Raw genomic sequence first — 25095 nt, forward strand, 5'->3', positions numbered from 1 at the left:
GCGGCGGCCCAATGGGCCGTTCGCGCGAAGGCCGTAGGATAGGGCAAGCGGGGCAGGATGGGGAGGGAGCTGCACCCCCGGCATGGGGGGTACGGCGTAGCGGCCCATCCTCCTGGCAGACCGGGCCCGACAACACGTTCGCAATGAAGACTGAAAAGTATCCGCCGTAACGCAACAGTGCCGATTTCCGCTTTCTGTTTTGCTGGTTTGACCGGCCGGGTTCGCTTTCCGGACCGGCGTCCCGCAACCCGCTGAACGAGGAAATCCCGATGCCAATCCACCAAGCGCCACCACTGATTGCCCGACTGCGGTCCCACCACCGCGTGCGCGCCCGCGCTCACCTCCGTGTGTCGCCCCGGCCGCGCGGCGCGATCTCGGTCCGCCGCCCGGCGCGCTTGCCGGCAGACCGGCCATCCCGCGAGGCTCGCGTGAGCGGTGCCGGAACGGATAGCCAGCGTTACCGGCTGCGGGCCGGGGCGTCCCAGCAGATTCACGCCACCGCCGGCAGCCTGCTTCACGTCACGCAGGGATGCCTGGAACTGGTCGGTCCGCCTTGCTGGATGGCCGAAACCGTGTACTGGCCGACACAGCGGGTAGGCGCGGACGGCCTGCTGGTATTGCCCGCCGACGGACGCTATATCCTGCGCGCCCATGTGCATCTCGATGTCACGCTGCATCGAAGGCGGCCACATTTCCCTCTGGTCGCGTTTGCGCGCATACTGGTGCGCTGTTGGGGGTGGCTGATACGGCATCGCAGGCGGTAAGCGCCGCCGTGCCCGTCTTCGTGCTCGTGTTCGCCCCCGTCTTCGCCACGCCTTGGACCCGGCAGCACTTGTGCGACAGCAAGGTCCATCATCGAACAGGAGTGCTCGTCATGACCCTGGCTGCCTCGCCGACGCCCGCCGCATCGCTGGCGATCTCGTTTGCGGATGTCGAGCAGGCGCATGCACGCCTGCGAGGGGTCGCCCATACCACGCCGGTGCTGACCTCCGCCACGGCCGATGGCGAGACCGGCGCGCGCATCTTCTTCAAGTGCGAGAACCAGCAGCGCATGGGCGCCTTCAAGTTCCGCGGTGGCTACAATGCCATCGCGCGGCTGAGCGAGCGCCAGCGCGCCGCCGGCGTGGTGGCATTCTCCTCGGGCAATCATGCCCAGGCGATTGCGCTGGCGGCCCGGCTGTTCGGCACACGCGCCGTCATCGTCATGCCCTCGGACGCGCCGCAGACCAAAATTGCCGCCACCCGTGGCTACGGCGCCGAGGTCGTGCTCTACGACCGCTATCGCGAGGATCGGCAGGCGATCTCCGAAGGGCTGGCGCGCGACCAGGGCCTGACGCTGATTCCGCCATTCGATCATCCCGACGTGATGGCCGGGCAGGGCACCGCCGCCAAGGAGCTGTTCGAGCAGGTGGGCCCGCTCGACGTGCTGTTCGTCCCGCTGGGCGGCGGCGGACTGTTGTCGGGCACCGCCGTGACCGCGCGGGCCATGCACCCCGGCTGCCGGATCGTCGGCGTCGAACCGGAAGCGGGCAATGACGGCCAGCAGAGCGTTCGCGCAGGTCACATCGTGCAGATCCCCACGCCGCAGACCATCGCCGACGGCGCGCAGACCCAGCATCTGGGGCGATTGACCTTTCCGGTGCTGCAGCATCTGGTGCACGACATCGTCACGGTCACCGACGCTCAGTTGGTGGACGCGATGCGTTTTTTCGCCAGCCGCATGAAGATGGTGGTCGAGCCGACCGGGTGCCTGGGCGCCGCGGCCGCCTTCGCCGCCGGCGAGTCACTGCGTGGCAAGCGCGTCGGCGTGATCCTGTCAGGCGGCAATGTCGATCTGGACCGCTTCGCCAGGCTGCTTGCCGGCGACTGAGCTGCCCCCCCTGCAGCGCCGCCGGCTGGCTGGCGGGAAAGGCTTTAGAATTGCGGTCCGGCCGGCGGATGACCCGCCCGGCCGCTGTAACTCTGACTGCTCATGCTGCGCCTTAGTGAACTGAAGCTTCCCCTCGACCATACCGACAGCGACCTGGAGGCCGCCGTGCGCGGCCGCCTTGCCGAGGCCGGCGTCAAGGCCGCCGAACTGGTGGGCTTCAAGGTGTTCCGGCGCGCGCATGACGCCCGCCGGCGCTCCGACATCAAGCTGACCTATATCGTCGATATCGAGGTGCGCGACGAGGAGGGGGCGCGCAAGCGCGTGGCCGGCAAGCCGAACTGGAGCATCACGCCGGACATGGCCTACCGCTTCGTCGCACGGGCTCCGGCTGGCGGGAACGCTCCACGGCCGGTGGTGATCGGCATGGGACCGTGTGGCCTGCTGGCCGGGCTGATCCTGGCGCAGATGGGCTTTCGTCCCATCATTGTCGAGCGGGGCAAGGCGGTGCGCGAACGGACCGTCGACACCTTCGGGCTGTGGCGCAAGAGCGTGCTGAATCCCGAGTCGAACGTGCAGTTCGGCGAGGGCGGGGCGGGCACCTTTTCGGACGGCAAGCTGTACAGCCAGATCAAGGATCCGAAGCACTACGGCCGCAAGGTACTGGAAGAGTTCGTCAAGGCCGGCGCCCCCGAGGACATCCTGTTCAAGGCGCGTCCGCATATCGGCACCTTCCGGCTGGTCAGCATGGTCGAGAAGATCCGCGCCGAGATTTTCGCGCTGGGCGGAGAGGTCCGGTTCGACACGCGGGTGGACGACATCGACATCGACCAGGGCCGCGTGCGCGGGTTGAAGCTGTCCACCGGCGACTACCTGCCGTGCGAGCAGGTGATCCTGGCGGTCGGCCATAGCGCGCGCGACACCTTCGAGATGCTGCACCGCCGCGGCGTCTTCATGGAGGCCAAGCCGTTCTCGCTGGGCTTTCGCATCGAACATCCGCAGGGTCTGATCAACCGCAGCCGCTTCGGCAAGTTCGCCGGCAACAAGCTGCTGGGCGCCGCCGATTACAAGATCGTGCATCACTGCAGCAACGGCCGTTCGGTCTACAGCTTCTGCATGTGTCCGGGCGGTACGGTGGTGGCGGCCGCCTCTGAACCGGGGCGCGTGGTCACCAATGGCATGAGCCAGTACAAGCGGGCCGAGCGCAACGCCAATGCCGGCATCGTCGTGGGCATCACGCCGGCCGACTATCCGGGCGGCCCGCTGGCCGGCATCGCCTTCCAGCGGCACTGGGAGGAGCGCGCCTTCGAACTGGGCGGGCGCGATTACCGGGCGCCTGCGCAACTGGTGGGCGACTTCCTGGCGCGCCGACCCTCGACCGGGCTGGGTTCGGTCGAGCCGTCCTACAAGCCGGGGGTCACGCCGACCGATCTGAGCACGGCGCTGCCGGACTATGTCATCGAGGCGATCCGCGAAGCGCTGCCGATGTTCGAGCGGCAGATTTCCGGCTTTGCCATGGATGATGCCGTGCTGACGGGGGTGGAAACGCGCACCTCGTCGCCGTTGCGCATCGAGCGTGGCGCCGACTATCAGAGCGTCAACGTCGCGGGCCTGTATCCGGCGGGAGAGGGCGCGGGCTATGCCGGCGGCATCTATTCGGCCGCGATCGACGGGATCGAAGTGGCCGAAGCGGTGGCGCTGGACATCGTCAACCGGCTCGGCAAGGCCGCCGCCTGAGGTCATGCCGTTGCAGGACACCACCGTGCCGGCTGCGGACCGCGATGCGATCGTCGCGGCGACGCGCCATTGGCTGGCCCGCGCGGTAATCGGATTGAACCTCTGCCCGTTCGCCAAGGCCGTGCACGTCAAGGAGCAGGTGCGCTATGCCGTCAGCGACGCGCACGACGTCGAGGCCCTTCTGCGCGACGTCGAGGACGAACTGACGGCGCTGGCGGCCGCCGATCCGGCCGCGATCGATACCACCCTGCTGATCGTGCCCCGCATGCTGGGCGATTTCGACGAGTACAACGACTTCCTGTATCTGGCCGAGCAGGTATTGCGCGGCTTGCGGCTGGAAGGCGTGCTGCAGATCGCCAGCTTCCATCCGCACTATCGCTTCGAGGGCAGCGGGGCGGACGATATCGAGAATTACTCCAACCGCTCCCCTTATCCGATCCTGCATCTGCTGCGGGAAGACAGCATCGCGCGCGCCGTCGAGGCCTTCCCCGACGCCGAGGACATCTACGGGCGCAACGAGCGGACCCTGCGCGAGCTTGGCCACCAGGGCTGGCGCCGCTGGATGGAGGGCGACGGCGAGGCGTGAAGCCGCCGTCAGCACTATTTCAACGGGCGGCGCTCATGCGGGCGTGAAGAAGCGCTCGCGCATCTCCTCCAGCCCCAGGGAATCGAGCACCTCGGCCAGCCGTTCGGCGGGCCGCCGCCGCGGCAGATCCTTGTACTGCGCGATGATCAGCTCGTTCTTCATCGAGTGTTCCCAGCCCACCAGTTCGGTCACCGTGACCTGATACCCGTGTGCCTCCAGCTGCAGGCAGCGCAGCACATTGGTGACCTGGCTGCCGAACTCGCGGGTATGCAGCGGATGGCGCCAGATCTCGGTCAGCGGATTGGCAAGCGCGCGCGATTTGTTCTTGCGCAAGACGGCGGCGACCTCTGCCTGGCAACATGGCACCACGACGATGAAGCGCGCCCGCCGGCTCAGCGCAAAGCGGATCGCATCGTCCGTCGCGGTATTGCATGCATGCAGCGCGGTCACCATGTCGACGGTCTTCGGCAGCCGGTCCGACTCGATCGACTCCGCCACCGACAGGTTCAGGAAGGACATGCCGCGGGCAAAGCCAAGCCGCTCGGCCAGCGCCTCGGAGCTACGCACCAGCTCCTCGCGCGTTTCGATGCCGTAGATGTGGGACTGGTCCTGCAACGCCTTGAAGAACAGGTCGTAGAGGATGAAGCCGAGATACGACTTGCCGGCGCCATGGTCGACCACGGTCACGTCGGCATGGTCCTGCTTCAGCTCCTTCAGCAAGGGCTCGATGAACTGATACAGGTGGTAGACCTGCTTGAGCTTGCGCCGGCTGTCCTGGTTCATCTTGCCGTCGCGCGTCAGGATATGCAGTTCCTTCAGCAGCTCGATGGACTGGCCCGGGCGGATTTCGTGGGTGGCGGACATGTGAGGCGATGGTGTGTGGCGGGACCGGCGCGACTTGCGAAGTGCAAAGGGCCGGCACGCGGCGAAGGGCGACATTTTATCGGAACGAGCGTCCCGCCGCCGGTTCCGCGGTTCCCTCCGATGAGGCGTGCGATCTCTCATGCCGGATCCGGGACAACCCCCGTTTGTGTGGCGCCCAACAGACAAATCGGGTCGTTGTCTGCCACTCTATGTGCCTATAACACCACAAAATCGGGCGCCTTGTGCTAATTTCGCCCGTTGGCCGGCCGTGCCGTAAAAAAGTCCTTAAGTTCGGCCGGAATCTGCCGTAGGTGACGGAAAGGCGGCATGCCGGCCGGCGGCGCCATACAGGAAGCGAACAATCACGGCCAGGGGGAGCGATGGAAAACCAGGCAGCTGCGCGGTTGAGGATCACGCTGGAACAGCCGGACAACGTCTTGCGGGCACACTATGCGCCCGACGACGACGTGCCGCCGCCCGATCGATCGGCGCTGACGTCCCTGCTGGAGGAAATGGGCTGGGACAAGGCGCGGCTGGACGAGAAGGGGATCGGCGCCTTTCTGCTGGCCTGTCACCGGGCCGAAGGGCCGGTCGATACCGTCATCGGCGAGGCGGTGGACGGCTTCTTCGAGCTGGAGGTCGACCGCGATGACCTTGCCGTTCGGCTGACGCTGCATCCGCCCCAGGCAGGGCGGCCGGTCACGCCGCTCGATGTCCGCACCGCGCTCGCCTCGCGCGGCATCAAGCTGCCGGTCGATGAATCGGCGCTGGAGCGCGCCTTCCGCATCGGGCGCTGCCACGATCTGCCCATCGTGATCGGCACGCCGCCACTTGCCGGCATCCCGGCGAAATTCATCAACCTGCTCGACAAGCGGCGCGACGAAGCCGACGAGCACGCGCGGATTGATCTGCGCGACCTGGGCAACCTGCTGCTGGTGCAGCCCGGCACGCCGCTGATGCGCCGGATCCCGGCGGTATCGGGCACTGCCGGGCAGGATGTGTACGGGCGGGTGCTGCCCGCGCCCGAGGCGGCCGACACGCCGTTCGCCGACAAGCTGACCGGCGTTGCCACCGACCCGCAGGACCCGAATCTGCTGATCGCCGCCGTTGCCGGGCTGCCGTCGGTACGGATGCGCGGGGTCAGCGTCAACCAGGTGGTGAACGTCGACGCCGTCGACATGCACTCGGGCAATATCGTCTTCGATGGCACGCTGCGCGTCAGCGGGGACATCCGCACCGGCATGACGGTCAAGGTGGCGGGCGACGTGATCGTCAGCGGCACCATCGAGGCCGCGCATGTCGAGTGCGGCGGCAACGTGATGGTCAGCGGCGGCATCATCGGCAAGGCCGACGGGCCGCACGATCCCAATGTCGTCGCGCGGGTGCAGTGCAAGGGCTCGGTGCAGGCGCGATTCATCGAAAGCGCGGCCGTCGAAGCCGGCGGCTCCGTGGTCGTGGAAAGCGGCATTCGCCTGAGCGACGTTGCGGCTGGCGAGGTGATCCAGGCCGGCGACCCGGCCACGGGCGCCGGCAGCATCGTCGGCGGCCGGCTGCGCGCATGGGAAGCGGTGCGCACGGGCGCGCTGGGCGCGCCCGCCGGCACCCCCACCGTCGTGCATGTCGGGCTGAACCCCTATTCGGACGCCGAGAAGGCGGAACTCGAAGCCGAGCGCCAGCGCAAGCAGGACGAGCAGGCCAAGGTGCAGCAGGTGATCGCCTTCATCACCAAGAATCCGGAGCGCGCCAATGCCGAGCTGCGCGAGAAGGTCCGCGCGACGGTGTTCAAGAACTCGCAGGATCTGCTGGACATCGACAAGCGGCTCGCCAAGCTGGTCGAGGAACTGCAGCCGCGTCCGGATGCGGCGGTCGTGGCCGGCAAGCGGCTCTACGGCGGAGTCAGCATCACCATCGGGCAGAAGACCATGAAGGTGATGGAGGACATGCCGGGCGCGGAACTGCGCCTCGTGGGCGACGGCATCGGCGTGGTGCAAGGCTAGCCCCCGCGTGCGGGTTCAGCGCCGTTCCATCCGGGATGGCGCTGGGCAACGCTGCACGCCCGCCAGCGCGGCGATCAGCAGCCGCGCCTCTTCCTGCGTCACCGGATAGTCCGGTTCGACGTCGTCGATCGACCCCAGGTCGAAATAGTCGTGCAGGCGCTGCCCCTCGATGGTCAGGCCCCAGCCATCCATCAGGCGCAGGTGCGCCACCTGCAAGGTGACCCAGCCATCAGGCCCGCCTTCGGCCTGCCGCAGGGCCTGCTCGACGATGGCCCGCAGGCGCCGCGCCTCCTCGCATGGTTCGGGCTGGCTGACACGACCGCCGGTCAAGACGTGGACGGGGCACAGTTGCATCTCGGTCTCCTTGATCCGTTACGCGTCCACCAAGGGTACGCAGGGCTACGACCTGCCGATATGCGCAAAATCCGAAACGCGGCAGCATCGCCGCGCCAATTTGCGGCGCACGAAGCACCCGAATTGACCGGGATCAAATTTCGATTGCGGCAGGCCTACAGCCTCCCCGGTTGCGGCCGTTAGCCGAGCCACACCGTCGAACGATCACCCGGGCGGCACGCTACCCGTGCCGCCAGCAAACCGGCAACGCGCTACCCGCTCAATGTCCAGCTTGCAGTCTGTACGACGTGCAATCTGCGACCACGGAGCGAGCCACTACCGACCTCATTTCCCATTCGACCCTCTGGCGCGCCGCGCCGCGCTGTTGTGGCACCCCGGCGCCTGTGCGCCCGTGCCCCGCACGGTCCCCGTCGAACGCAAGCTGTCCGATTGATTTGCCGCCTCGAGCGAGGCAAGCGGCCGCAGTCCGGTCGCGCCCGCTCGGGAAGACGCGCGCCCCGCGAGCGTCCTATTTCGAAACGATCCAACATGAACAAGACCTATCGACTCGTCTGGAGCGCCCGTCACCGCTCGTATGTCCCCGCCTCCGAACTCGCTGCCACGCGCGGCAAGACTGCCGGCGGCATTGTCACCGCCGCTTTGACGTCGGCTCGCCGAGGTGTTTCCGGCCGCTTCTTCGCGTTCGGAAAGCTGGCTGGCGCAGCGTTGCTGGCGATGGGCTTCGCCATGGGCGCGGGCGCGGCGCCGGTGCTCGTGTCCGAGCAGCCGTGGGGCTCGACCAACGACCAATCGGCGATGGATGCCGCCTATGGCGCTGGCAACTGGACCTTCTACAACAACTACGGCAGCGCCGGCTCCAGCGTCGATGCGATCTTCGCCGGCAGCACCAACTTCGTCTACCTGCAGGGCAGCGCGGCCAGCGACCTGTCGCTCAAGGCCTTCCTCGGTACCAACGAGTCGACCATCCTCGACTGGGTCAGCAGCGGTGGCAACCTGCTGCTGGAATCGGCGGGCTGGAATACCTCCATCAAGCTCGGCGGTGCGACGCTGACCTACGGCGGCGGTTCCGAATCGGCCACCGGCAAGCTGACCGAAGCCGGCGAACGGCTGTTCAAGTCCACGCCCATCGCCAATACCAGCCGCTCCGGCAGCTCTCTGGCACATGACGCCGTCATCGCTGACGATGGCGTCGAGCTCATCACCTTTATCGAGGGCTCGACGCAGAACTACGGCATCCAGCCGATCGTTGCCGGCTATCAGTATGGCAAGGGCTACCTGCTGTACAGCGGGCTGACGCTGTATCAGTTCCACTCGACCACTGACGGCGGGAGTCTGGGCGACGACGCGCCCAGCTGGCTGCTGAACATGATCGAAGGGTTCAAGTCGCCGGGACAGATCGGTGAAGCCGCCAACGGCGGCAAGCCGGTCGATATCCTGCCCGGGGCCGTGCAGTCCGGCGCCGACCTGGCCGCCAACAAGCTCAATCCGGTCTTCGACGGCGGCACGCTGAAGATGGACGTCGCGCAAGGGGCGTACGCGCAGAACTTCACCATCAACACGAATGGCGGCGCCATCGACCAGGCCGGCAACACCTCGGTCTTCACCGGCGTCTTCGCCGACGGCGCTTCGGGCAGCGGCGCGCTGACGATCTCGAACAGCGGGTCCGCCGGCGCGATCGTGCTGACCGGAAGCAACACCTATACCGGTGCCACCGTCATCGACAGCGGCGCCACGCTGGCGCTGGCGGGCGCGGGCAGCATCGCGCTCTCCAGCGGCGTGTCCAGCAACGGCGTGCTCGATCTCTCCGCCACGGACAATGGCGCATCGGTACGCTCGCTGGCCGGGACCGGCGCCGTCGTGCTGGGCGACAAGGGCCTGACCCTGACGAACGCTGGCGACACCTTCTCCGGCACCATCGCCGGCACGGGCAGCGTGACGGTCAGCGGCGGCACGCAGACCCTGTCGGGGACCAATGCCCATGCCGGCGGCACCTATGTGCGCGACGGCGGCGCCTTGCGGGTATCGGCCGATGCCAACCTTGGCACCGGCCAGCTCGCCCTCGATGGCGGCATCCTGGAAACGACCGCCAGCTTCGCCACCTCGCGCGACGTTGCCCTGCAGGGCAACGGTGGCGCGTTCCACACCGACAACGGCACCACGCTGGCACTGCAGGGCAACATCGCCGGCAGCGGACTGCTGGTGAAGTCGGGGGCCGGTACGCTGGAACTGGCCGGCGACAACGTCGGCGGCTCCGCCGGTGCGCCCGGTGCCGGCTGGACCGGCGGCATGCTGGTCAACGCCGGCACGGTCGAAGTTACCCATGCACGGGGCCTGGGCACGGGCAACGTCGTGCTCGATGGCGGCAGCATCCGTACCCGGGTCGATGTGGTCAGCAACCAGTCGATCGCGCTGGGCGGCGGCACCGCATTCGACACGGCCACAGGCACGACCGCGACCCTGGCAGGCAACCTCGTGACCGGTGGCGGCGACGGCAGCTGCTTCGTCAAGACCGGCCAGGGCACGCTCAATGTCGCCGGCAACGCGACGCTGGCCAAGGGGACGTGCGTGGAGCAGGGAACGCTGCGCGCCAACGGCCTGCTGGACAGCAACGTGACCGTGGCCTCCGGCGCGATGCTCGGCGGCGCCGGCATCGTGCTCGGCAGCGTCGACGTGCGCGGCACCCTGTCGCCCGGCAACTCACCCGGATACCTGACGGTGGCCGGCACGGTCAACATGCTGGAAGGCAGCACGTACCGGGAGGATATCTCCGGCACCATGCAGGCCGGCCCGGCGACGCCGATGGGCGCCGCCGGCTACTACTCGTACCTGCGCGTGACCGACGGTGGGCAGTTCAACATCGGTGCGAACACCACCCTGGCACCGCAGCTGGAAAACCTGTTCTCGCCGTCGCAATCCGGCTATGGTTCTGCGACGTACACGCCGCGGCTCGGCGACGGCTTCCGCATCGTCACCGCCGAAGGCGGCATCAACGGCCGCTTTGCCAGCGTCGCGCAGCCAACCGGCCTTGCCGCCAACACGCGTTTCGCCGTGTTCTATGACGCGCTGGGCAGCAACAGCATCGACCTGCGCGTCGTGCCGACGTCGTACGGCCAATGGCTGGCCGGCGGCAACCGCAACGCCGCCAGCGCCGCCGAGGTGCTCGACGGCATCGCCGCCGCCAACGAGGACGGCAGCGTCACCACCGGTCAGCAGCAGTTGCTGTACGTCGCCGCCACGCAGAGCGAAGCCGGGCTGACCCGCTTCGTCACCGGCCTCGCCGGCGAAGTGCACGGCGCCATGGCCGCTGCGGCGCCGCAGGCAGGCCAGCGACTGGCCGGCAGCGTGCTGCGGCAGCTCGACGCGGGCGCCGCCGGCGCGGCCACCGCCGCCGCGCCGGGCCAGGCCCTGTGGGTCGATGTCGGCGCCGACCATGGCCGCTGGAGCGGCCGCGGCGCATCGGCATTCAGCACCAACCGCTCCCAGTTCGTGTTCGGCGCCGACGTGCTCGGCGGCGACACGACCCGCGCGGGGCTCGGCTTCTCGTACAGCAACACCAATGTCGGCGCCAATGGCGGCTCGGGCAACATCGATGAGTACATGGGGTTCGCCTACGGCCAGGCCGCGCTTGGTCCGGTGGTGGTCGATGGCATGGCCGGCTTCGGCACCAACGACTGGCATACCCAGCGCACCGATGTGACCGGCTTGTCCGCCGGCTCCCTGAAGACGGACGCGAGCGGCCACAGCACCCAGCTGGGCATGGGCGTGCGCGCGCCGGTGGCGATGGGTCGCGCGGTCCTCGAACCGTTCGCCCGCGTACTGTGGCAGAAGAGCACGCGCGGCGCGGCTGGCGAAAGCGCCGATACGCCGGCGTCGCTGGCGCTGGGCGAATACTCGGCGACCGGCAACCGCGTGACGCTTGGCGTGACCGCCCGCTCGTCGGCGCGCGAGGCGACCCCGGGCGAGCTGCGCTACCAGGTCAGCGCCGGCATCGGCCGCGACCAGGGCGACCTGTTGCAGCCGACCGTGCAGGGCAGCCTCGCCGGCATCGGCATGGGCATCACTTCGCCCGACGTGGGCCGGGTGTTCGGACAGTTGGGCTTCAGCGGCAAGATGCAGCTGAGCAAGCAGGCGTCCGCCTACCTTGGCCTGAACGGCGAGGTGCGTCGCGGCAAGCATGACGTGGGCGTCAGCGGTGGGGTGCGGGTGAGCTTCTAAGCGAGGAGGGACTGCGGCTTTGCTGTCGAGAGCCGCGGTCCGGGCGGCTGCGACGCGGCGTGGCGAATGCGTTCGCCCCGCCGAAGCATAAGGCCTGGCCAGAAACGACAAAGCCCAGCCGGAAGGCTGGGCTTTGTGTTGAATGCTATGGTGCCGAAGAGAGGAATCGAACCCCCGACCTTCTCATTACGAATGAGCTGCTCTACCGACTGAGCTACTTCGGCAACACATCCGGTTGGGCACCGGATGAAGACCGCGATAATAGCAGCGTTTCCCGCGGTTGGGAAGCCCCCGCGTCACAGATGCGGACGCGGGTACAACGTCACGACGCCGCCGCTTCCTTGTGATAGCCGGTCACGCGCTCGACCTCGTTCTTCGAGCCGAGGATCACCGCCACGCGCTGGTGCAGCTTCTCCGGCTGGATGTCGAGGATGCGCTGATGGCCGTTGGTGGCGGCGCCGCCGGCCTGCTCGACGAGCATGGCCATCGGGTTGGCTTCGTACATCAGGCGCAGCTTGCCGGCCTTCTCGGGCTCGCGTTTGTCCCACGGGTACATGAAGATGCCGCCGCGGGTCAGGATGCGGTGCACGTCGGCGACCATCGAGGCGATCCAGCGCATGTTGAAGTTCTTGCCGCGCGGACCTTCCTCGCCGGCCAGGCACTCGTCGATGTAACGGCGCACGGGCGGGGCCCAATGCCGCATGTTCGACATGTTGATGGCGAACTCCTTGGTGTCGGCGGGGATCTGCACGTCGGACTGCGTGAGCACGAAGCTGCCGGCCTCGCGGTCCAGCGTGAACATGTGCACGCCGTTGCCGACGGTCAGCACCAGCGTGGTCTGCGGTCCGTAGACGGCGTAGCCGGCGGCGACCTGCTTGGCGCCGGGCTGCAGGAAGTCGTTCTCGGTGACGGTCTGCCCGGGCTTGGGCATGTGCAGCACCGAGAAGATGGTGCCGATCGACACGTTGACGTCGATGTTGGACGAGCCGTCGAGCGGATCGAACAGCAGCAGGTATTCGCCCTTCGGATAGCGGTTGGGGATCTCGTAAAACGAGTCCATTTCCTCGGATGCCATCGCGGCGAGGTGGCCGCCCCATTCGTTGGCGTCGAGCAGCACTTCGTTGGCGATGACGTCGAGCTTCTGCTGCGTCTCGCCCTGAACGTTGCCGGTGCCGGCCGAGCCGAGCACGCCAGCCAGCGCGCCCTTGCTGACGGAGTTCGAGATGGCCTTGCAGGCGCGGGCCACCACTTCGATCAGCAGCCGCAGTTCGGGCTGGATCGTGTTGTGCTTGCGCTGTTCCTCGACCAGGTAGCGGGTCAGGCTGATGCGGGTCATGGTTTCCTCCTTGAATGGCCGCCATTCTACAGGCGGCCTCTCGCCCCCGGCCATGACCGGGGGCGCGGCTGCGTGCGCCACAGCGCGCAGCCGTGGTGTCCCGGCCGTGGACGGGCGTGCGCGCTGTGGTGCGCGCTCAGGCGGCCAGTGCCTTGCCGACGATTTCCCGCACGTCGCGCGAGAGCTTGGGCGCTGCGGCGACCCGCTCCAGCGCCGCGCGCATCTTCTGCTGCAGGGCCGGGGTGTACTTCTGCCAGCGATCCAGCGCCCGTGCCAGACGCGCGGCGACCTGCGGGTTGATGGCGTCCAGCGCCAGCACCTGTTCGGCCCAGAACTCGTAGCCCGAGCCGTCGCCCGCATGGAACTGCGCCGGATTGCCCGAGCAGAAGCTGAAGATCAGCGAGCGCGCGCGGTTGGGGTTGCGCAGGTTGAAGGCCGGATGCTGCATCAGCGCGCGCACGGTGTCGATGGTGCGCTTGCCGGGGTGGCCGCCAACGTCGCCGCGCTGCATGCCCTGCAGGGAGAACCATTTGTCGATCACCAGGGCGTCCCGCTCGAAGCGCTGGTAGAAGTCGGCCAGGGCCGCTTCGCGGCCCGGTGCGAAGCTGTTCACCATGGCGGCCAGCGCGGCGAAGCGGTCGGTCATGTTGTCGGCGTCGCGGTACTGCTCGCCGGCCAGCGCGTACATCGCTTCCGCGCCGGTCTCGACCAGGTAGCCCAGCGCAAGATTGCGCAGGGCGCGCTTGCCGGACGAGACCGGGTCGGGCTGATACGGCCCCGGGGTCGCGTTGCCCTCGTAGGCGGCGAGCAATTCTGTCTGCAGCGCGCGGGCCAACTCCACGCGCATGAACTGGCGGGCGCGGTGGATCGCCGCCGGATCGGCGACTTCCATCCGTTCGGCCAGGTAGGCTTCGGCCGGCAGCATCAGCACCTGCTCGCGGAAGGCGGGGTTGAGGGTGTCATCGCTCAACACAGAGCGGAAGGCGGCGATCAGCGCGCGGTCCAGTTCGAGATCGCGTCCGGCCTGCACGTCGCCGATCAGCTTGAGCAGCGCGCGCGTGGCCAGGCGCTGGCCGGCTTCCCAGCGGTTGAACGCATCGCTGTCGTGGGCCAGCAGGAAGGTCAGTTCCTCGTCGCTGTACTCGGCCTCGACGATGACGGGCGCGGAGAAATTGCGCAGCAGCGAGGGCAGCGGCATCCGCTCGCCCTGGGGCAGGCCGGTGAAGCGGAAAGTCTGCGTTGCTTCGGTGAAATCGAGCACGCGCGTGGTCGGCAGCGCCGCCGTCGCGGTGTCGGCCTGCCCGTCGAGTTGCAGCGGCAGGTCGTTGCCCTGCGCATCGAGCAGGCCGATGGCGAAGGGGATATGGAAGGGCAGCTTGTCCGGCGTGCCGGGGCGATTCTCGATGCCGACCTTGGGGCAGCGTTGGGACAGCGTCAGCGTGAAGGTCGCGCTGGCGCCATCCCAGCCGGTCTGCACGCTGACCACCGGCGTGCCGGCCTGGCTGTACCAGCGGCCGAACTGGCGCAGGTCGCGCCCATTGGCATCGGCCATCGCGGCGAGGAAGTCGTCGCAGGTGACGGCCTGCCCGTCATGGCGCTGGAAATACAGGTCCATGCCACGGCGGAAGCCCTCGCGGCCCAGCAGCGTCTGGTACATGCGCACGACTTCCGCACCCTTCTCGTAGACGGTGACGGTGTAGAAGTTGTTGATCTCTTCGTAGCTGTCGGGCCGCACCGGATGCGCCATCGGACCGGCGTCCTCGGGGAACTGGACCTGGCGCAGCACGCGCACATCCTCGATGCGCTTGACCGCGCGCGCGGAGCCGTCGTCGGCGCCGCCCTGGATCATCATGTCGGCGGAGAACTCCTGATCGCGGAAGACGGTCAGTCCTTCCTTCAGGGACAGCTGGAACCAGTCGCGGCAGGTGACGCGGTTACCGGTCCAGTTGTGGAAATACTCGTGGCCCACCACCGATTCGATGTTGGCGAAGTCCGCATCGGTCGCGGTCGCGGCATTGGCCAGCACGTACTTCGTATTGAAGATGTTCAGGCCCTTGTTCTCCATCGCGCCCATGTTGAAGTCGCCCACGGCGACGATCATGAAGCGGTCCAGATCGAGTTCCAGGCCGAAGCGCTGTTCGTCCCAGCGGATCGAGCGGATCAGCGAGTCCATCGCGTGCCGCGTCTTGTCCAGGTCCTGCGGTTCGACCCAGACCTGCAGCAGCTTCTCCTTGCCGGACATCGTGGTGATGCGTTCCTCGATGCGTTCGAGCTTGCCGGCGACAAGGGCGAACAGGTACGAGGGCTTGGGGAACGGATCTTCCCACACGGCCTCGTGCCGGCCGCCGTCCAGTTCGCGCTCGGACAGCAGGTTGCCGTTGGACAGCAGCACCGGCCAGGCGGCACGATCCGCGCGCAGCGTCACGCGGTACGTCGCCATCACGTCGGGCCGGTCCAGGAAGAAGGTGATGCGGCGAAAGCCTTCGGCCTCGCACTGGGTGAAGAAATTGCCGTTGGAGACGTACAGGCCGGACAGCGTGGTGTTGGCCTCGGGCTGGCAGGCGCTGACGATCTCGAGCGTGCCTTGCGCAGGCAGGCCGCGCACGGTGAGGGTGCCTTCCGCAAGATCATGGTCATCGAGCGGCTGGCCGTCCAGGCGCACGCCAAGCAATTCGATGTCCTCGCCGGCGAGCACCAGCGGCGCGTCGGGCTGCTGGCGGGTGAAGCGCAACTGGCTGGTCACGACGGTGCGGGCGGGATCGAGCTCCAGCAGCAGTTCGACGTGTTCGATGGCGAAGGCGGGGGGAGTATAGTCCTTGCGATAGACGGTGACGGGGGTGTCGGTACGAGCCATGTGTCCTGTCCTGAAAGGGCGCAGCGAGCGCGCGGAAGCAATGGGGTACGGCAGCATTGCCGCCATGCGGCAGTGCGATGTCGAGCAACCATTGTAGCCAAGCGGGGCGAAGGCGCAGGCAAGGGAATTTCGCGGCACGCCGGCGGTCTGAGCCGCAGGGAAGCAGAACAGAAGGAAGACCATCATGTGGCAATGGGGAAAGGCAGGGGCGCGCATCGTGGGATGGCTGGGCAGGCGCTGGCAGGCCCAGGATTCCGACCGGGCGCAAGCGGCGCTCGGCAAGCCGCCGCGACGCGACCGTCCCGCGACGGGCAGCCTGATGGCGGCACTGCTGGGCGTGCTGCTGCTGTCCGGCTGCGCCAGCACCATCACCACCGACGTGACCGCCTTCCGCGATCCGGGCTGGCGGAACGACCCGCCCCGCACCTACGCCTTCGATCCTTCCGCACAGCAGCAGGGCCAGCTGGACCGGCAGACCTATGAGAACTGGGTAGCCGATGCCCTTGCACAGCACGGCTTCTCCCAGGTGCCCCGGCAGCAGGCCCGCTATCTGGTGACGCTGGACTACGACAGCGATGCGCGGCTGATGCGCGTGCAGGAGACCTACTATCCCGATCCGTGGTTTCCGGGGCCGTACTGGGGGCCCTATTGGGGACCCTACTGGGGCCGCTACGGCTATGGTCCGTGGGGCCCGGCCTACTGGCCACCGCAGACCGTGGTGCGCGACGTACCGGCGACCCTGTCGAGCCTGAAGATCTATCTGCGGGAGGCGAAGGGCGACAAGCGGGTGTATCAGGTCACGGCGCAGAACCTGAGCGAGGGCGCTTCGCTGCCGGGTGTGATGCCGTATCTGGTGCGCGGTGCCTTCACCGAATTTCCGATGGAGAGCGGGCGTCCACGCCGGATCACGCTGGACGTCGAGAAACCGGCGAAATAGCGGCCGGTTCCGGCCCTTGCGGTGCCCGCGCGCAATTTGTGTGCGTGCGGACGCCGTGCAGGCCGGTGCGCGCGCAATGACTGGGCTAGAATAGCTGCTCGAATTTTCTTACCGAGCCCTGTGCGGATGGCGCCCGATGTCGACGCCGATGACACGCGGGCCTTCTTTCCGGACGAGCCAGATGAGCAGCAATAACAGCGGTGATGCACCGCAACAAGTGGGTCTTGGCGATACCCCCCTGCATACGCCCAACAGTCCCGAAGCGCAGCTAAGGCTCGCCGCGCTCGAGTACCACCGCAGCCCGACCAAGGGCAAGATCCAGGTCACCGCGACCAAGGCGCTGTCGAACCAGCGCGACCTGTCGCTGGCCTATTCGCCCGGCGTCGCGTACGCCTGCGAGGAGATCGCGAAGGATCCGGCCACGGCTGCGGAATACACCTCGCGCGGCAACCTCGTTGCCGTGATCACCAACGGCACGGCGGTGCTGGGCCTGGGCGATATCGGCCCGCTGGCCGGCAAGCCGGTGATGGAAGGCAAGGGCTGCCTCTTCAAGAAATTCGCCGGCATCGACGTGTTCGACATCGAGCTGGACGCGCGCGACCCGGACAAGATCGTCGAGATCGTGGCGGCGCTCGAACCCACGCTGGGCGGCGTCAACCTCGAGGACATCAAGGCGCCCGAGTGCTTCTACATCGAGAAGAAGCTGCGCGAGCGCATGAACATCCCGGTCTTCCACGACGACCAGCACGGCACCGCGATCATCTCGGCGGCGGCGCTGCTCAACGGTCTGAAGGTGGTGGGCAAGGACATCGCCAACGTCAAGCTGGCAGTGTCGGGCGCGGGCGCGGCGGCGATCGCCTGCCTGGACACCATGGTGAGCCTGGGCGTGCGGCGCGAGAACATCTATGTGGTCGATTCGAAGGGTGTGATCTTCAGCGGCCGCGATGCCAACATGGAGGCCAACAAGGCCCGCTATGCACAGGACACCTCGGCGCGCACGCTGGCGGACATCGTCAACGGGGCCGACGTCTTCCTGGGCTGCTCGACCTCCGGCGTGCTGACCGCCGACATGGTCAAGACCATGGCCGACAAGCCGATCATCCTCGCGCTGGCCAACCCCGAGCCGGAAATCCGCCCGGAAGTGGCCAAGGCCGCGCGTCCGGACTGCATCATCGCCACGGGCCGTTCGGACTATCCGAACCAGGTCAATAACGTGCTGTGCTTCCCCTACATCTTCCGCGGCGCGCTCGATTGCGGCGCGACCAAGATCACGGAAGAAATGAAGCTGGCCTGCGTGAAGGCGATCGCCGAGCTGGCCGAAGCCGAGACCAATGACGCGGTGGCGGCCGCCTATGCCGGCAAGGAGCTGAAGTTCGGCCCCGACTACATCATCCCGACGCCGTTCGACCAGCGCCTGATCGAGAAGATCGCGCCGGCGGTGGCCAAGGCGGCCGAGGAATCGGGCGTCGCCACGCGGCCGATCAAGGACCTGGAAGCGTACCGCCAGCAGCTGACGCAGTACGTCTATCACACTGGCCTCATCATGAAGCCGGTGTTCTCGGCGGCAAAGGCCGCGCCCAAGCGCGTTGCCTACGCGGAAGGCGAGGAGGAGCGCGTGCTGCGCGCGGTGCAGACGGTGGTCGACGAAGGCATGGCGCGCCCGATCCTGATCGGCCGTCCGCACGTCATCCAGATGCGCATCGAGAAGGCCGGCCTGCGCCTGCGCCCGGGCGTCGATTTCGAGCTGGTCAATCCGGAAGACGATCCGCGCTATCGTGCCTATCACGAGGCCTACCACACGCTGCGCGGCCGCGACGGCGTGACGCCTGACATGGCCAAGGTGGCGCTGCGCCGCTCCAATACGCTGATCGGCACCATGCTGATGCATATGGGCGACGCCGATGCGTTGCTGTGCGGCACGGTGGGCCGCTTCGAGGCGCATCTGGAGCACGTGCGCGACGTGATCGGCCTGAAGTCCGGCGCCAAGGTGCTGGCGGCAATGAACGCGTTGATGCTGGAAAAGTACACGCTGTTCATCACCGATACCTTCGTCAACGAGGACCCGTCGGCGGAAGAGCTGGCCGCCATCACGCAGCTGGCCACGGAGGAAATCCGCCGGTTCGGGCTGACGCCGAAGGTGGCACTGCTGTCGCATTCGATGTTCGGTTCGTCGAACCGCGCTTCCGCGCGCAAGATGCGTGCGGCGCAGCAGATCCTGGCCGAGGTCGCGCCGGAGCTGGAAGTCGAAGGCGAGATGCAGGGCGATGCCGCGCTGGTCGAAGACGTGCGCCGGCACTTCCTGCCGTCCACCAAGCTGGCCGGCTCCGCCAACCTGCTGGTGATGCCGACGCTGGACGCGGCCAATATCGCCTTCAATCTGCTGAAGATCACCGGCGGACAGGGCGTGACGGTCGGTCCGATCCTGCTCGGCGCGGCCAAGCCGGTTCATATCCTGAACCCGCAGGCCACCACGCGCCGGATCATCAATATGACCGCCGTGGCGGTTGCCGAGGCGGGCGCGCTGCGCTAACGCGCGGTTCCCTGAAAAAGCAGAAAGCCGGGCAATGCCCGGCTTTTTGTTTGCGGCCTGGCGTGCTTCCTGCACGCGCCGGACTGGCCGGCTTCAACGTCGCGCGCTACTGCAGCACATTGAAGTGCTGGCGCATGTCGACGATGATCGAACGTGCGGCGCGCAGCTGGGACGACACGGCTTCGCTGGCCGAACAGGGGAAGTCGACCTCCGCACTCCAGTTGCAACCGGTGTGGTCAGGCCGATGCACGCGCATGGCGTGCAATTCGCATTCGCCGCATTCGGGGTCGTTGTTGAGACACTGGTTCAGAATCGCCATCAACTCCGACTGGGTCTTCGCGTATCGCCGCATGGATCACCTCGCCCTCGTCATGTCGTTGTCCGAGCGTTCAATGTATGCATTCATTTGCCGATGCGCCAATTGAAACGGACTAACGGAACGAAGGGGACGATGCCGGTGCGGCGCTTTGTCTCACCTGCCGGGGCATTGCGCCGCAGCAAGGCCAGAGGCGCCGGGAAGGAGCGAGGTCCGCCCCGGCGCGGGTTGCAGCGTCAGAACTTGTGGCGCACGCCGACACCGAACGAATCGCCGTGCTCGAGGCCCGTGATCTTGTCGTAGAAGTAGGCGGCGTAGACGTCGGTCCGCTTGGACAGGTTGTAGTCGTAGGCCACCGCAACGGTGTTGCGCTTGAAGTCGCCGATGTCGTTCTCGGTCTTCACGTAGCCGTAGGAGGCGAGGAAGCTGCCGGCACCGAACGGTACGGAGGCGCCGATCTGGCCGCTGGTGTGCTTGATGTCGCCGGTGGTCGAGGCAGCGAGTGCATCGGTCTTGATGTACTGGCCCTGCGCGAACAGCTTGACCACCTTGAAGTCGTACGACAGGCCGCCCAGCACGGCGTTCTGCTTGTCCAGGCCGAGCGTGGTCAGGTCGCCCGGCGTGTTGCTGAACTTGACCTGCTGGAAGGCGACGGTGGCGCCGAACGGACCGTTGAAGTAGGTCAGGTTGCCGCCCCACTTGTTGCGGCCGGTCTCGCCAGCCTGCTCGCCGAACGAGTAGATCAGGTTGCCGGTCAGGCCGCCGAAGTTCGGCGTCGAGTAGACCAGCGAGTTGCTCCAGCCCGAATCGCCGATGATGCCCGGATCGAACACCGCGCCGCTGGTGGCGGTGAAGTAGGTGTGGAAGATCGCCGGCGAGAACACGTACGAGTCGACCAGCGGGTTGAACAGGATGGTCGAGACGAAGTACGGGGTGGTGTTGCGGCCCAGCTTGATGGTGCCCAGGCGCTCGCTCTGCAGGCCGACGTAGGCATTGCGGCTGAACATGGCGTCGCCATCGAAGCGGCCCGAGCGGCCGTTGTCGGTCCGATAGAAGCCGTTCAGGTCGAAGATGCCCTTCAGTCCGCGGCCCAGGTCTTCGGTGCCCTTGATGCCCCAGTACGATGTCTGCATGCCGCCGGAGTTGGCGACCCAGGCGCGCTCGCCGGAGCCGGCATCCTTGACGGCGCCGACGAACATGTCGACCTGGCCGTACAGGGTGACGCTCGACTGCGCCATTGCGGCGCCGCTGATCAGCGCGGTGGCGCAGGCCGCCAGCTTCAACTGCTTGTGCATGAAAAAACCTCCGTGGTATTGCGTTGTGGATTCGTTATGCCGGCCCCTTGGTGGCTCCGGGGCTCTCGGTTCTTGCCTTGCTGGTTCTGCCTGCACGGGATCGTCCGGTCGCCTGCGCGTGCGGCAGCAGCCGCGAGTGACCCGTCGCGGGGCCGCGGGAACGCTCGGGCGCAGAACAGGGCGGGGACATTGCCTTGCAAGGGCAGGGCGCGGCAGGGCGCCTTGCCGGGCGGTTTCGCCAGCAGGCCGCAGGGCAAGGCGGCTGCGGGAAGTGCTGCCTCGTTGCTCCAGCGGCGGTCGAATTTTTGCTCAGCCGGATACTAAGTCGTGCAGCCGGAATTGCGCAATCCGATGCACCTGGCTGATGCTTGTTTGCAACTCCTCGGCGGGGGAATTGTCGATGCGCCTTGCAAACTCGGCGAGGATGCCGGCCCGGTCGTAGCCGCGAACCGCCAGGATGAAGGGGAAGCCGAACTTGTCCAGATAGCGGCGGTTGAGCTGCTGCAGCCGGTCGAACTCCTCCTGCGAGCACTGGTCCAGGCCCGCGCCCTGCTGCTCGCGGGTCGATTCGGCCGTCAACTCGCCGCGCACCGCCGCCTTGCCGGCCAGCTCGGGGTGGGCACGCAGCAATGCCAGGCGGGCCGCCTCGTCGGCCTCGTCCACCGCCACGCGCATCGCCGCGCTCAGTGCGCCAAGATCGGCGAAGGGACGCTGCGCGGCCGCCTGCTCGGCGACCCACGGCGAGTGTTCGTAGATGCCGCCCAGCACCCGGACAAATTCGGCGGCGGGCATGGCGTTCAGTTCGGTCAGTCGGTAGGGCATCGGCTCAGTCGGTGGAGGGAAGAACAGGTGCGGTGGCTTGGGCGTCAGGCGGCGGTGCCCGACGGGCCGGCATACGGATGGGTTTGCACCCAGTGGCGCGCGATGTCGACGCGGCGGCAGATCCAGACCTTGTCGTGCGACTGCACATGATCGAGGAACCGCTGCAGCGCGCGGAAGCGCCCGGGCCGGCCCAGCAGCCGGCAGTGCATGCCCACCGACAGCATCTTGGGCCGGTCCAGCCCCTGCGGATCGCCCTCGGCATACAGCACGTCGAAGGCGTCCTTGAGGTAGGAGAAGAACTGGTCGCCGCTGTTGAAACCCTGCGGGGTGGCGAAGCGCATGTCGTTCGAGTCCAGCGTGTAGGGCACCACCAGGTGCGGCTTCATTTCTCCATTGCCGGTGCGGACCTCGGTCCAGAACGGCAGGTCGTCGCCGTAGTAGTCGGAGTCGTACAGGAAGCCGCCGTGCTCGACCACCAGCCGCCGCGTGTTCGGGCTGTCGCGGCCGGTGTACCAGCCCAGCGGCTGCTCGCCGGTCAGCTCGCGGATGATCTGCAGCGCGGTGCGCATATGCTCGCGCTCGGTGGCCTCGTCCAGGTTCTGGTAGTGGATCCAGCGCCAGCCATGGCAGGCGATCTCGTGGCCCAGTTCGACGAAGGCGCGCGTCAGTTCCGGATGCCGTTGCAGCGCCATCGACACGCCGAAGATCGTCAGCGGCAACTGGCGCCGCTCGAACTCCCGCAGGATGCGCCAGACGCCGGCACGCGAGCCGTACTCGTAGATGCTCTCCATGCTCATGTGCCGGTCCGGGTAGGCCGCGGCGCCGACGATCTCGGACAGGAACTGCTCGGAAGCCGCATCGCCGTGCAGCACGCAGTTCTCGCCTCCCTCTTCGTAGTTGAGCACGAACTGCAGCGCGATGCGGGCGCCATTGGGCCAGCGGGCGTGCGGCGGCTCCTTGCCGTAACCGATCAGATCGCGTGGATAGTCGTTGTGAGTCATCGGGCTCGCTCGTGTCAGGGTGGGAGGGAAGGTCCGCGCGGTGGGCTGCGGTACCTGGCGTTATTCGGTGCCGTGCGAATTGGCGGCGGCGTTGCGGAACGCATGCTCGCTGGACTGCATGCCGTTGTAGAACAGGTTCAGCAGCACCGCGACCACGGTGCCCAGCACGATGCCGCTGTGCGTCAGCGCGTGGGTCCACGACGGCAGGTGCTGGAAGAAGGTCGGGGCCAGCGTCGGGATCATGCCGAAGCCGATCGAGATCGCGACGATAAAGAGGTTGTGGCGGCTGTTGCTGAAGTCGCAGGTGCCAAGGATGCGGATGCCGGTCGCCGCGACCATGCCGAACATCACGATGCCGGCGCCGCCGAGCACGAACTGCGGCACCGAGGCCACCACGTGCGCCATCTTCGGGAACAGGCCGAAGGCGACCAGGATCAGGCCGCCCGCCGCGGCGACATAGCGCGAGCGCACGCCGGTGACCGTCACCAGGCCCACGTTCTGCGAGAACGAGGTGTAGGGGAAGGTGTTGAAGATGCCCCCGATCATGGTGCCCAGGCCGTCGGCGCGCAGGCCGCGCGTCAGGTCCGCGTTGCCGATGCGCTTGCCGGTGATGTCGGCCAGCGCCAGGAACATGCCGGTGGATTCGACCAGCGTGATCACCATCACGATGCACATCGACACGATGGCCGACAGGTGGAAGGTCGGCATGCCGAAATGCAGTGGCGTGATGACGGCCACCATGCTGGCTTCCTCGACGCCGTCGAAGGACACCTTGCCGAAGGCCATCGCGACCAGCGTGCCGGCGATGATGCCCAGCAGCACCGCGCAGTTCGACAGCAGCCCGCGGCCGTACTTCGTCAGCAGCAGGATGATGACCAGCACCAGCGCCGCGATGCCGAGGTTGGCGGGATCGCCATAGGCGAGGTTGGGCACTTCGCGGGCCACGCCATCGACCACCGTGCGCGTGGTCGGTTGCCCGCCCGCGGCCCAGTTGATGCCGACCCGCATCAGCGACACGCCGATCAGCGTGATCACGGTGCCGGTGACAACCGGCGGGAACAGTCCGAGCAGGCGCCCCATCATCGGCGCGATCAGGATGCCGAAGAGACCGGAGGCGATCACCGCGCCATAGATGCCGAGCAGGCCGATGCTCGGGTCGGTGCCGATGGCGATCATCGGCGCCACCGATGCGAAGGTGACGCCCATCATCACCGGCAGGCGGATGCCGAACTTCCACACGCCGATGGCCTGGATCAGCGTGGCGATGCCGGCGGCGAACAGATCGGCGTTGATCAGGAAGGCGAGCTGATCCTTGGGCAGCTTCAGCGCGCCGCCAACGATCAGCGGCACCGCGACCGTGCCGGCATACATCACCAGCACGTGTTGCAGGCCGAGGGCCAGCAGGCGGCCCGAGGGCAGCCGTTCATTGGTCGAATCGGCCGCGGCAGTGGTGCTGGCGCTCGTCATGGGTGTCGTCTCCTGTGGTCGTTATCGTTGCTCGATGGCAGCGCATCCATCGTGTCGTACTACCCCGGGGCATCGCGCCGGTCGCATCAAGACTGCTTTCCCAGCACGCTGCGCAGGTCGAAGTTGCCCGGCTCGTCCGGCTGCACACGATCGGCGCAGGCGCCGAGGTGGTGCGCCATGCGCGATTGCGCAAGCGCGGCGTCGCCGCGCTCCAGCGCGTCGAGAATGGCTTCGTGCTCGTCGAAGGAGCAGGCGTTGTTGCCCGGCGCTTCGACGCTGGCAATCATCAGGGTGGTGCGCGACACCAGCCGGCGCATCATGGTGACGAGCAGCGCGTTGCCCGACAGTTCGGCCAGCGCGGTATGGAATTCGGCGGAGAGGCGAATCCAGCGCGGGCGTTCGTTGTCCAGGAACGCCTGCCGTTCGCGCCCGACCATCGCGCGCACAGGCGCGATCACGGCGCCGACGTCGCGCCGTGCGGCGAGCTTTTCCAGGACCGCGCGCTCCAGCATCTGGCGCAGCTCGAACATGTCGTGCGCTTCGTCGGTGGAAGGGCTGGCGATGAAGGCGCCTCGGTTAGGCTGCAGATCGACAAGGCCATCGGCGGCCAGCCTTGCCAGTACCTTGCGTACGGTATGCCGGGCGGTGGCATAGATATCGCAAAGCGAATGCTCGGTCAGCTTGGTACGCGGCGGCAGCCGGTGCTCCATGATGGCGTCGTAGATCTCGTGGTACATCCGATCTTCGACGCTGCCGCGGCGCACGGGCGCCTCGGCGCTGGCGGCCTCGGCTTCGTTGGTGGCGATCAGCTTCAGTGACTTGGGCATCGGCGCGGTCCCGGGGACCAAAATTGTTGACAATTATTCGGGTCGCGATTCAATATTGTCAACAAAACCAGCGACTGGTTTTTGGCACCT

General features: G+C 67.3%; 18 protein-coding genes and 1 tRNA gene. 8 read left to right on the forward strand and 11 right to left on the reverse strand.

Going from position 1 to position 25095, the window contains the following annotated elements:
• The first annotated feature begins 269 nt into the window (after positions 1 to 269).
• The 4 genes from K6V06_RS01625 to K6V06_RS01640 all read left to right on the forward strand — a co-directional run bounded on the left by K6V06_RS01625 (position 270) and on the right by K6V06_RS01640 (position 4190).
• On the forward strand, positions 270 to 764 hold the full coding sequence (locus K6V06_RS01625; protein ID WP_222239816.1) for a hypothetical protein: 495 nt from the start codon (positions 270 to 272) through the stop codon (positions 762 to 764).
• A gap of 110 nt (positions 765 to 874) precedes the next feature.
• Positions 875 to 1870, forward strand: coding sequence for a threo-3-hydroxy-L-aspartate ammonia-lyase (locus K6V06_RS01630; RefSeq protein ID WP_222239817.1), 996 nt, complete (start codon positions 875 to 877; stop codon positions 1868 to 1870).
• A gap of 102 nt (positions 1871 to 1972) precedes the next feature.
• Entirely contained in the window at positions 1973 to 3604 is a 1632-nt protein-coding gene (locus K6V06_RS01635; protein WP_222239818.1) for an NAD(P)/FAD-dependent oxidoreductase, read from the forward strand.
• 4 nt (positions 3605 to 3608) lie between these two features.
• Positions 3609 to 4190, forward strand: a complete 582-nt coding sequence (locus tag K6V06_RS01640; RefSeq protein WP_222239819.1) for a DUF1415 domain-containing protein — start codon at positions 3609 to 3611, stop codon at positions 4188 to 4190.
• A 33-nt stretch (positions 4191 to 4223) separates the two neighbouring features.
• Here K6V06_RS01640 and K6V06_RS01645 read toward each other — a convergent pair whose 3' ends face one another.
• Positions 4224 to 5054, reverse strand: a complete 831-nt coding sequence (locus K6V06_RS01645) for an SAM-dependent methyltransferase (protein ID WP_222239820.1) — start codon at positions 5052 to 5054, stop codon at positions 4224 to 4226.
• Positions 5055 to 5434: 380 nt separating this feature from the next.
• Between K6V06_RS01645 and K6V06_RS01650 the strand changes: the two genes are divergently transcribed.
• Positions 5435 to 7051, forward strand: a complete 1617-nt coding sequence (locus K6V06_RS01650) for a DUF342 domain-containing protein (protein WP_222239821.1) — start codon at positions 5435 to 5437, stop codon at positions 7049 to 7051.
• Positions 7052 to 7066: 15 nt separating this feature from the next.
• On the opposite strand, the gene K6V06_RS01655 is transcribed toward K6V06_RS01650, so the two are convergent.
• A complete protein-coding gene (locus K6V06_RS01655) occupies positions 7067 to 7405 on the reverse strand; it encodes a hypothetical protein (protein ID WP_222239822.1) in 339 nt (112 codons plus the stop codon).
• 528 nt (positions 7406 to 7933) lie between these two features.
• On the opposite strand from K6V06_RS01655, the gene K6V06_RS01660 reads away from it, so the two are divergent.
• Positions 7934 to 11620, forward strand: coding sequence for an autotransporter domain-containing protein (locus K6V06_RS01660; RefSeq protein WP_222239823.1), 3687 nt, complete (start codon positions 7934 to 7936; stop codon positions 11618 to 11620).
• Positions 11621 to 11768: 148 nt separating this feature from the next.
• Here the strand turns inward: K6V06_RS01660 and K6V06_RS01665 are convergent.
• The 3 genes from K6V06_RS01665 to pepN form a co-directional block, all read right to left on the reverse strand.
• Positions 11769 to 11844, reverse strand: a tRNA-Thr gene (locus K6V06_RS01665).
• Positions 11845 to 11942: 98 nt separating this feature from the next.
• Positions 11943 to 12956: a class 1 fructose-bisphosphatase gene (locus tag K6V06_RS01670; RefSeq protein ID WP_222239824.1), complete on the reverse strand. Its 1014-nt coding sequence runs from the start codon at positions 12954 to 12956 to the stop codon at positions 11943 to 11945.
• Between the two features lie 136 nt (positions 12957 to 13092).
• A complete protein-coding gene (gene pepN / locus K6V06_RS01675; RefSeq protein ID WP_222239825.1) occupies positions 13093 to 15810 on the reverse strand; it encodes an aminopeptidase N in 2718 nt (905 codons plus the stop codon).
• 319 nt (positions 15811 to 16129) lie between these two features.
• On the opposite strand from pepN, the gene K6V06_RS01680 reads away from it, so the two are divergent.
• Both K6V06_RS01680 and K6V06_RS01685 read left to right on the forward strand, forming a co-directional pair.
• Entirely contained in the window at positions 16130 to 16747 is a 618-nt protein-coding gene (locus tag K6V06_RS01680) for a DUF4136 domain-containing protein (protein ID WP_222239976.1), read from the forward strand.
• Positions 16748 to 16928: 181 nt separating this feature from the next.
• Positions 16929 to 19277: an NADP-dependent malic enzyme gene (locus tag K6V06_RS01685; RefSeq protein WP_255581509.1), complete on the forward strand. Its 2349-nt coding sequence runs from the start codon at positions 16929 to 16931 to the stop codon at positions 19275 to 19277.
• 106 nt (positions 19278 to 19383) lie between these two features.
• Here K6V06_RS01685 and K6V06_RS01690 read toward each other — a convergent pair whose 3' ends face one another.
• From K6V06_RS01690 to K6V06_RS01715, 6 genes are all read right to left on the reverse strand, one after another.
• Positions 19384 to 19629, reverse strand: a complete 246-nt coding sequence (locus K6V06_RS01690) for a hypothetical protein (protein WP_222239826.1) — start codon at positions 19627 to 19629, stop codon at positions 19384 to 19386.
• A gap of 200 nt (positions 19630 to 19829) precedes the next feature.
• On the reverse strand, positions 19830 to 20888 hold the full coding sequence (locus K6V06_RS01695; protein ID WP_222239827.1) for a porin: 1059 nt from the start codon (positions 20886 to 20888) through the stop codon (positions 19830 to 19832).
• Between the two features lie 309 nt (positions 20889 to 21197).
• Complete coding sequence (gene uraD / locus K6V06_RS01700) at positions 21198 to 21710, reverse strand: 2-oxo-4-hydroxy-4-carboxy-5-ureidoimidazoline decarboxylase (RefSeq protein WP_222239828.1); 513 nt, start codon at positions 21708 to 21710, stop codon at positions 21198 to 21200.
• A 44-nt stretch (positions 21711 to 21754) separates the two neighbouring features.
• Entirely contained in the window at positions 21755 to 22711 is a 957-nt protein-coding gene (puuE, locus tag K6V06_RS01705) for an allantoinase PuuE (protein WP_222239829.1), read from the reverse strand.
• 60 nt (positions 22712 to 22771) lie between these two features.
• Positions 22772 to 24178 carry a nucleobase:cation symporter-2 family protein gene (locus tag K6V06_RS01710; RefSeq protein WP_222239830.1) on the reverse strand — a complete coding sequence of 469 codons (1407 nt, stop codon included), beginning with the start codon at positions 24176 to 24178 and terminating at the stop codon, positions 22772 to 22774.
• Between the two features lie 86 nt (positions 24179 to 24264).
• Positions 24265 to 25005 carry a GntR family transcriptional regulator gene (locus tag K6V06_RS01715; RefSeq protein ID WP_222239831.1) on the reverse strand — a complete coding sequence of 247 codons (741 nt, stop codon included), beginning with the start codon at positions 25003 to 25005 and terminating at the stop codon, positions 24265 to 24267.
• Positions 25006 to 25095: the final 90 nt, after the last annotated feature.

It is taken from the genome of Cupriavidus sp. AU9028 (assembly GCF_019795295.1).
GTDB lineage: Bacteria > Pseudomonadota > Gammaproteobacteria > Burkholderiales > Burkholderiaceae > Cupriavidus.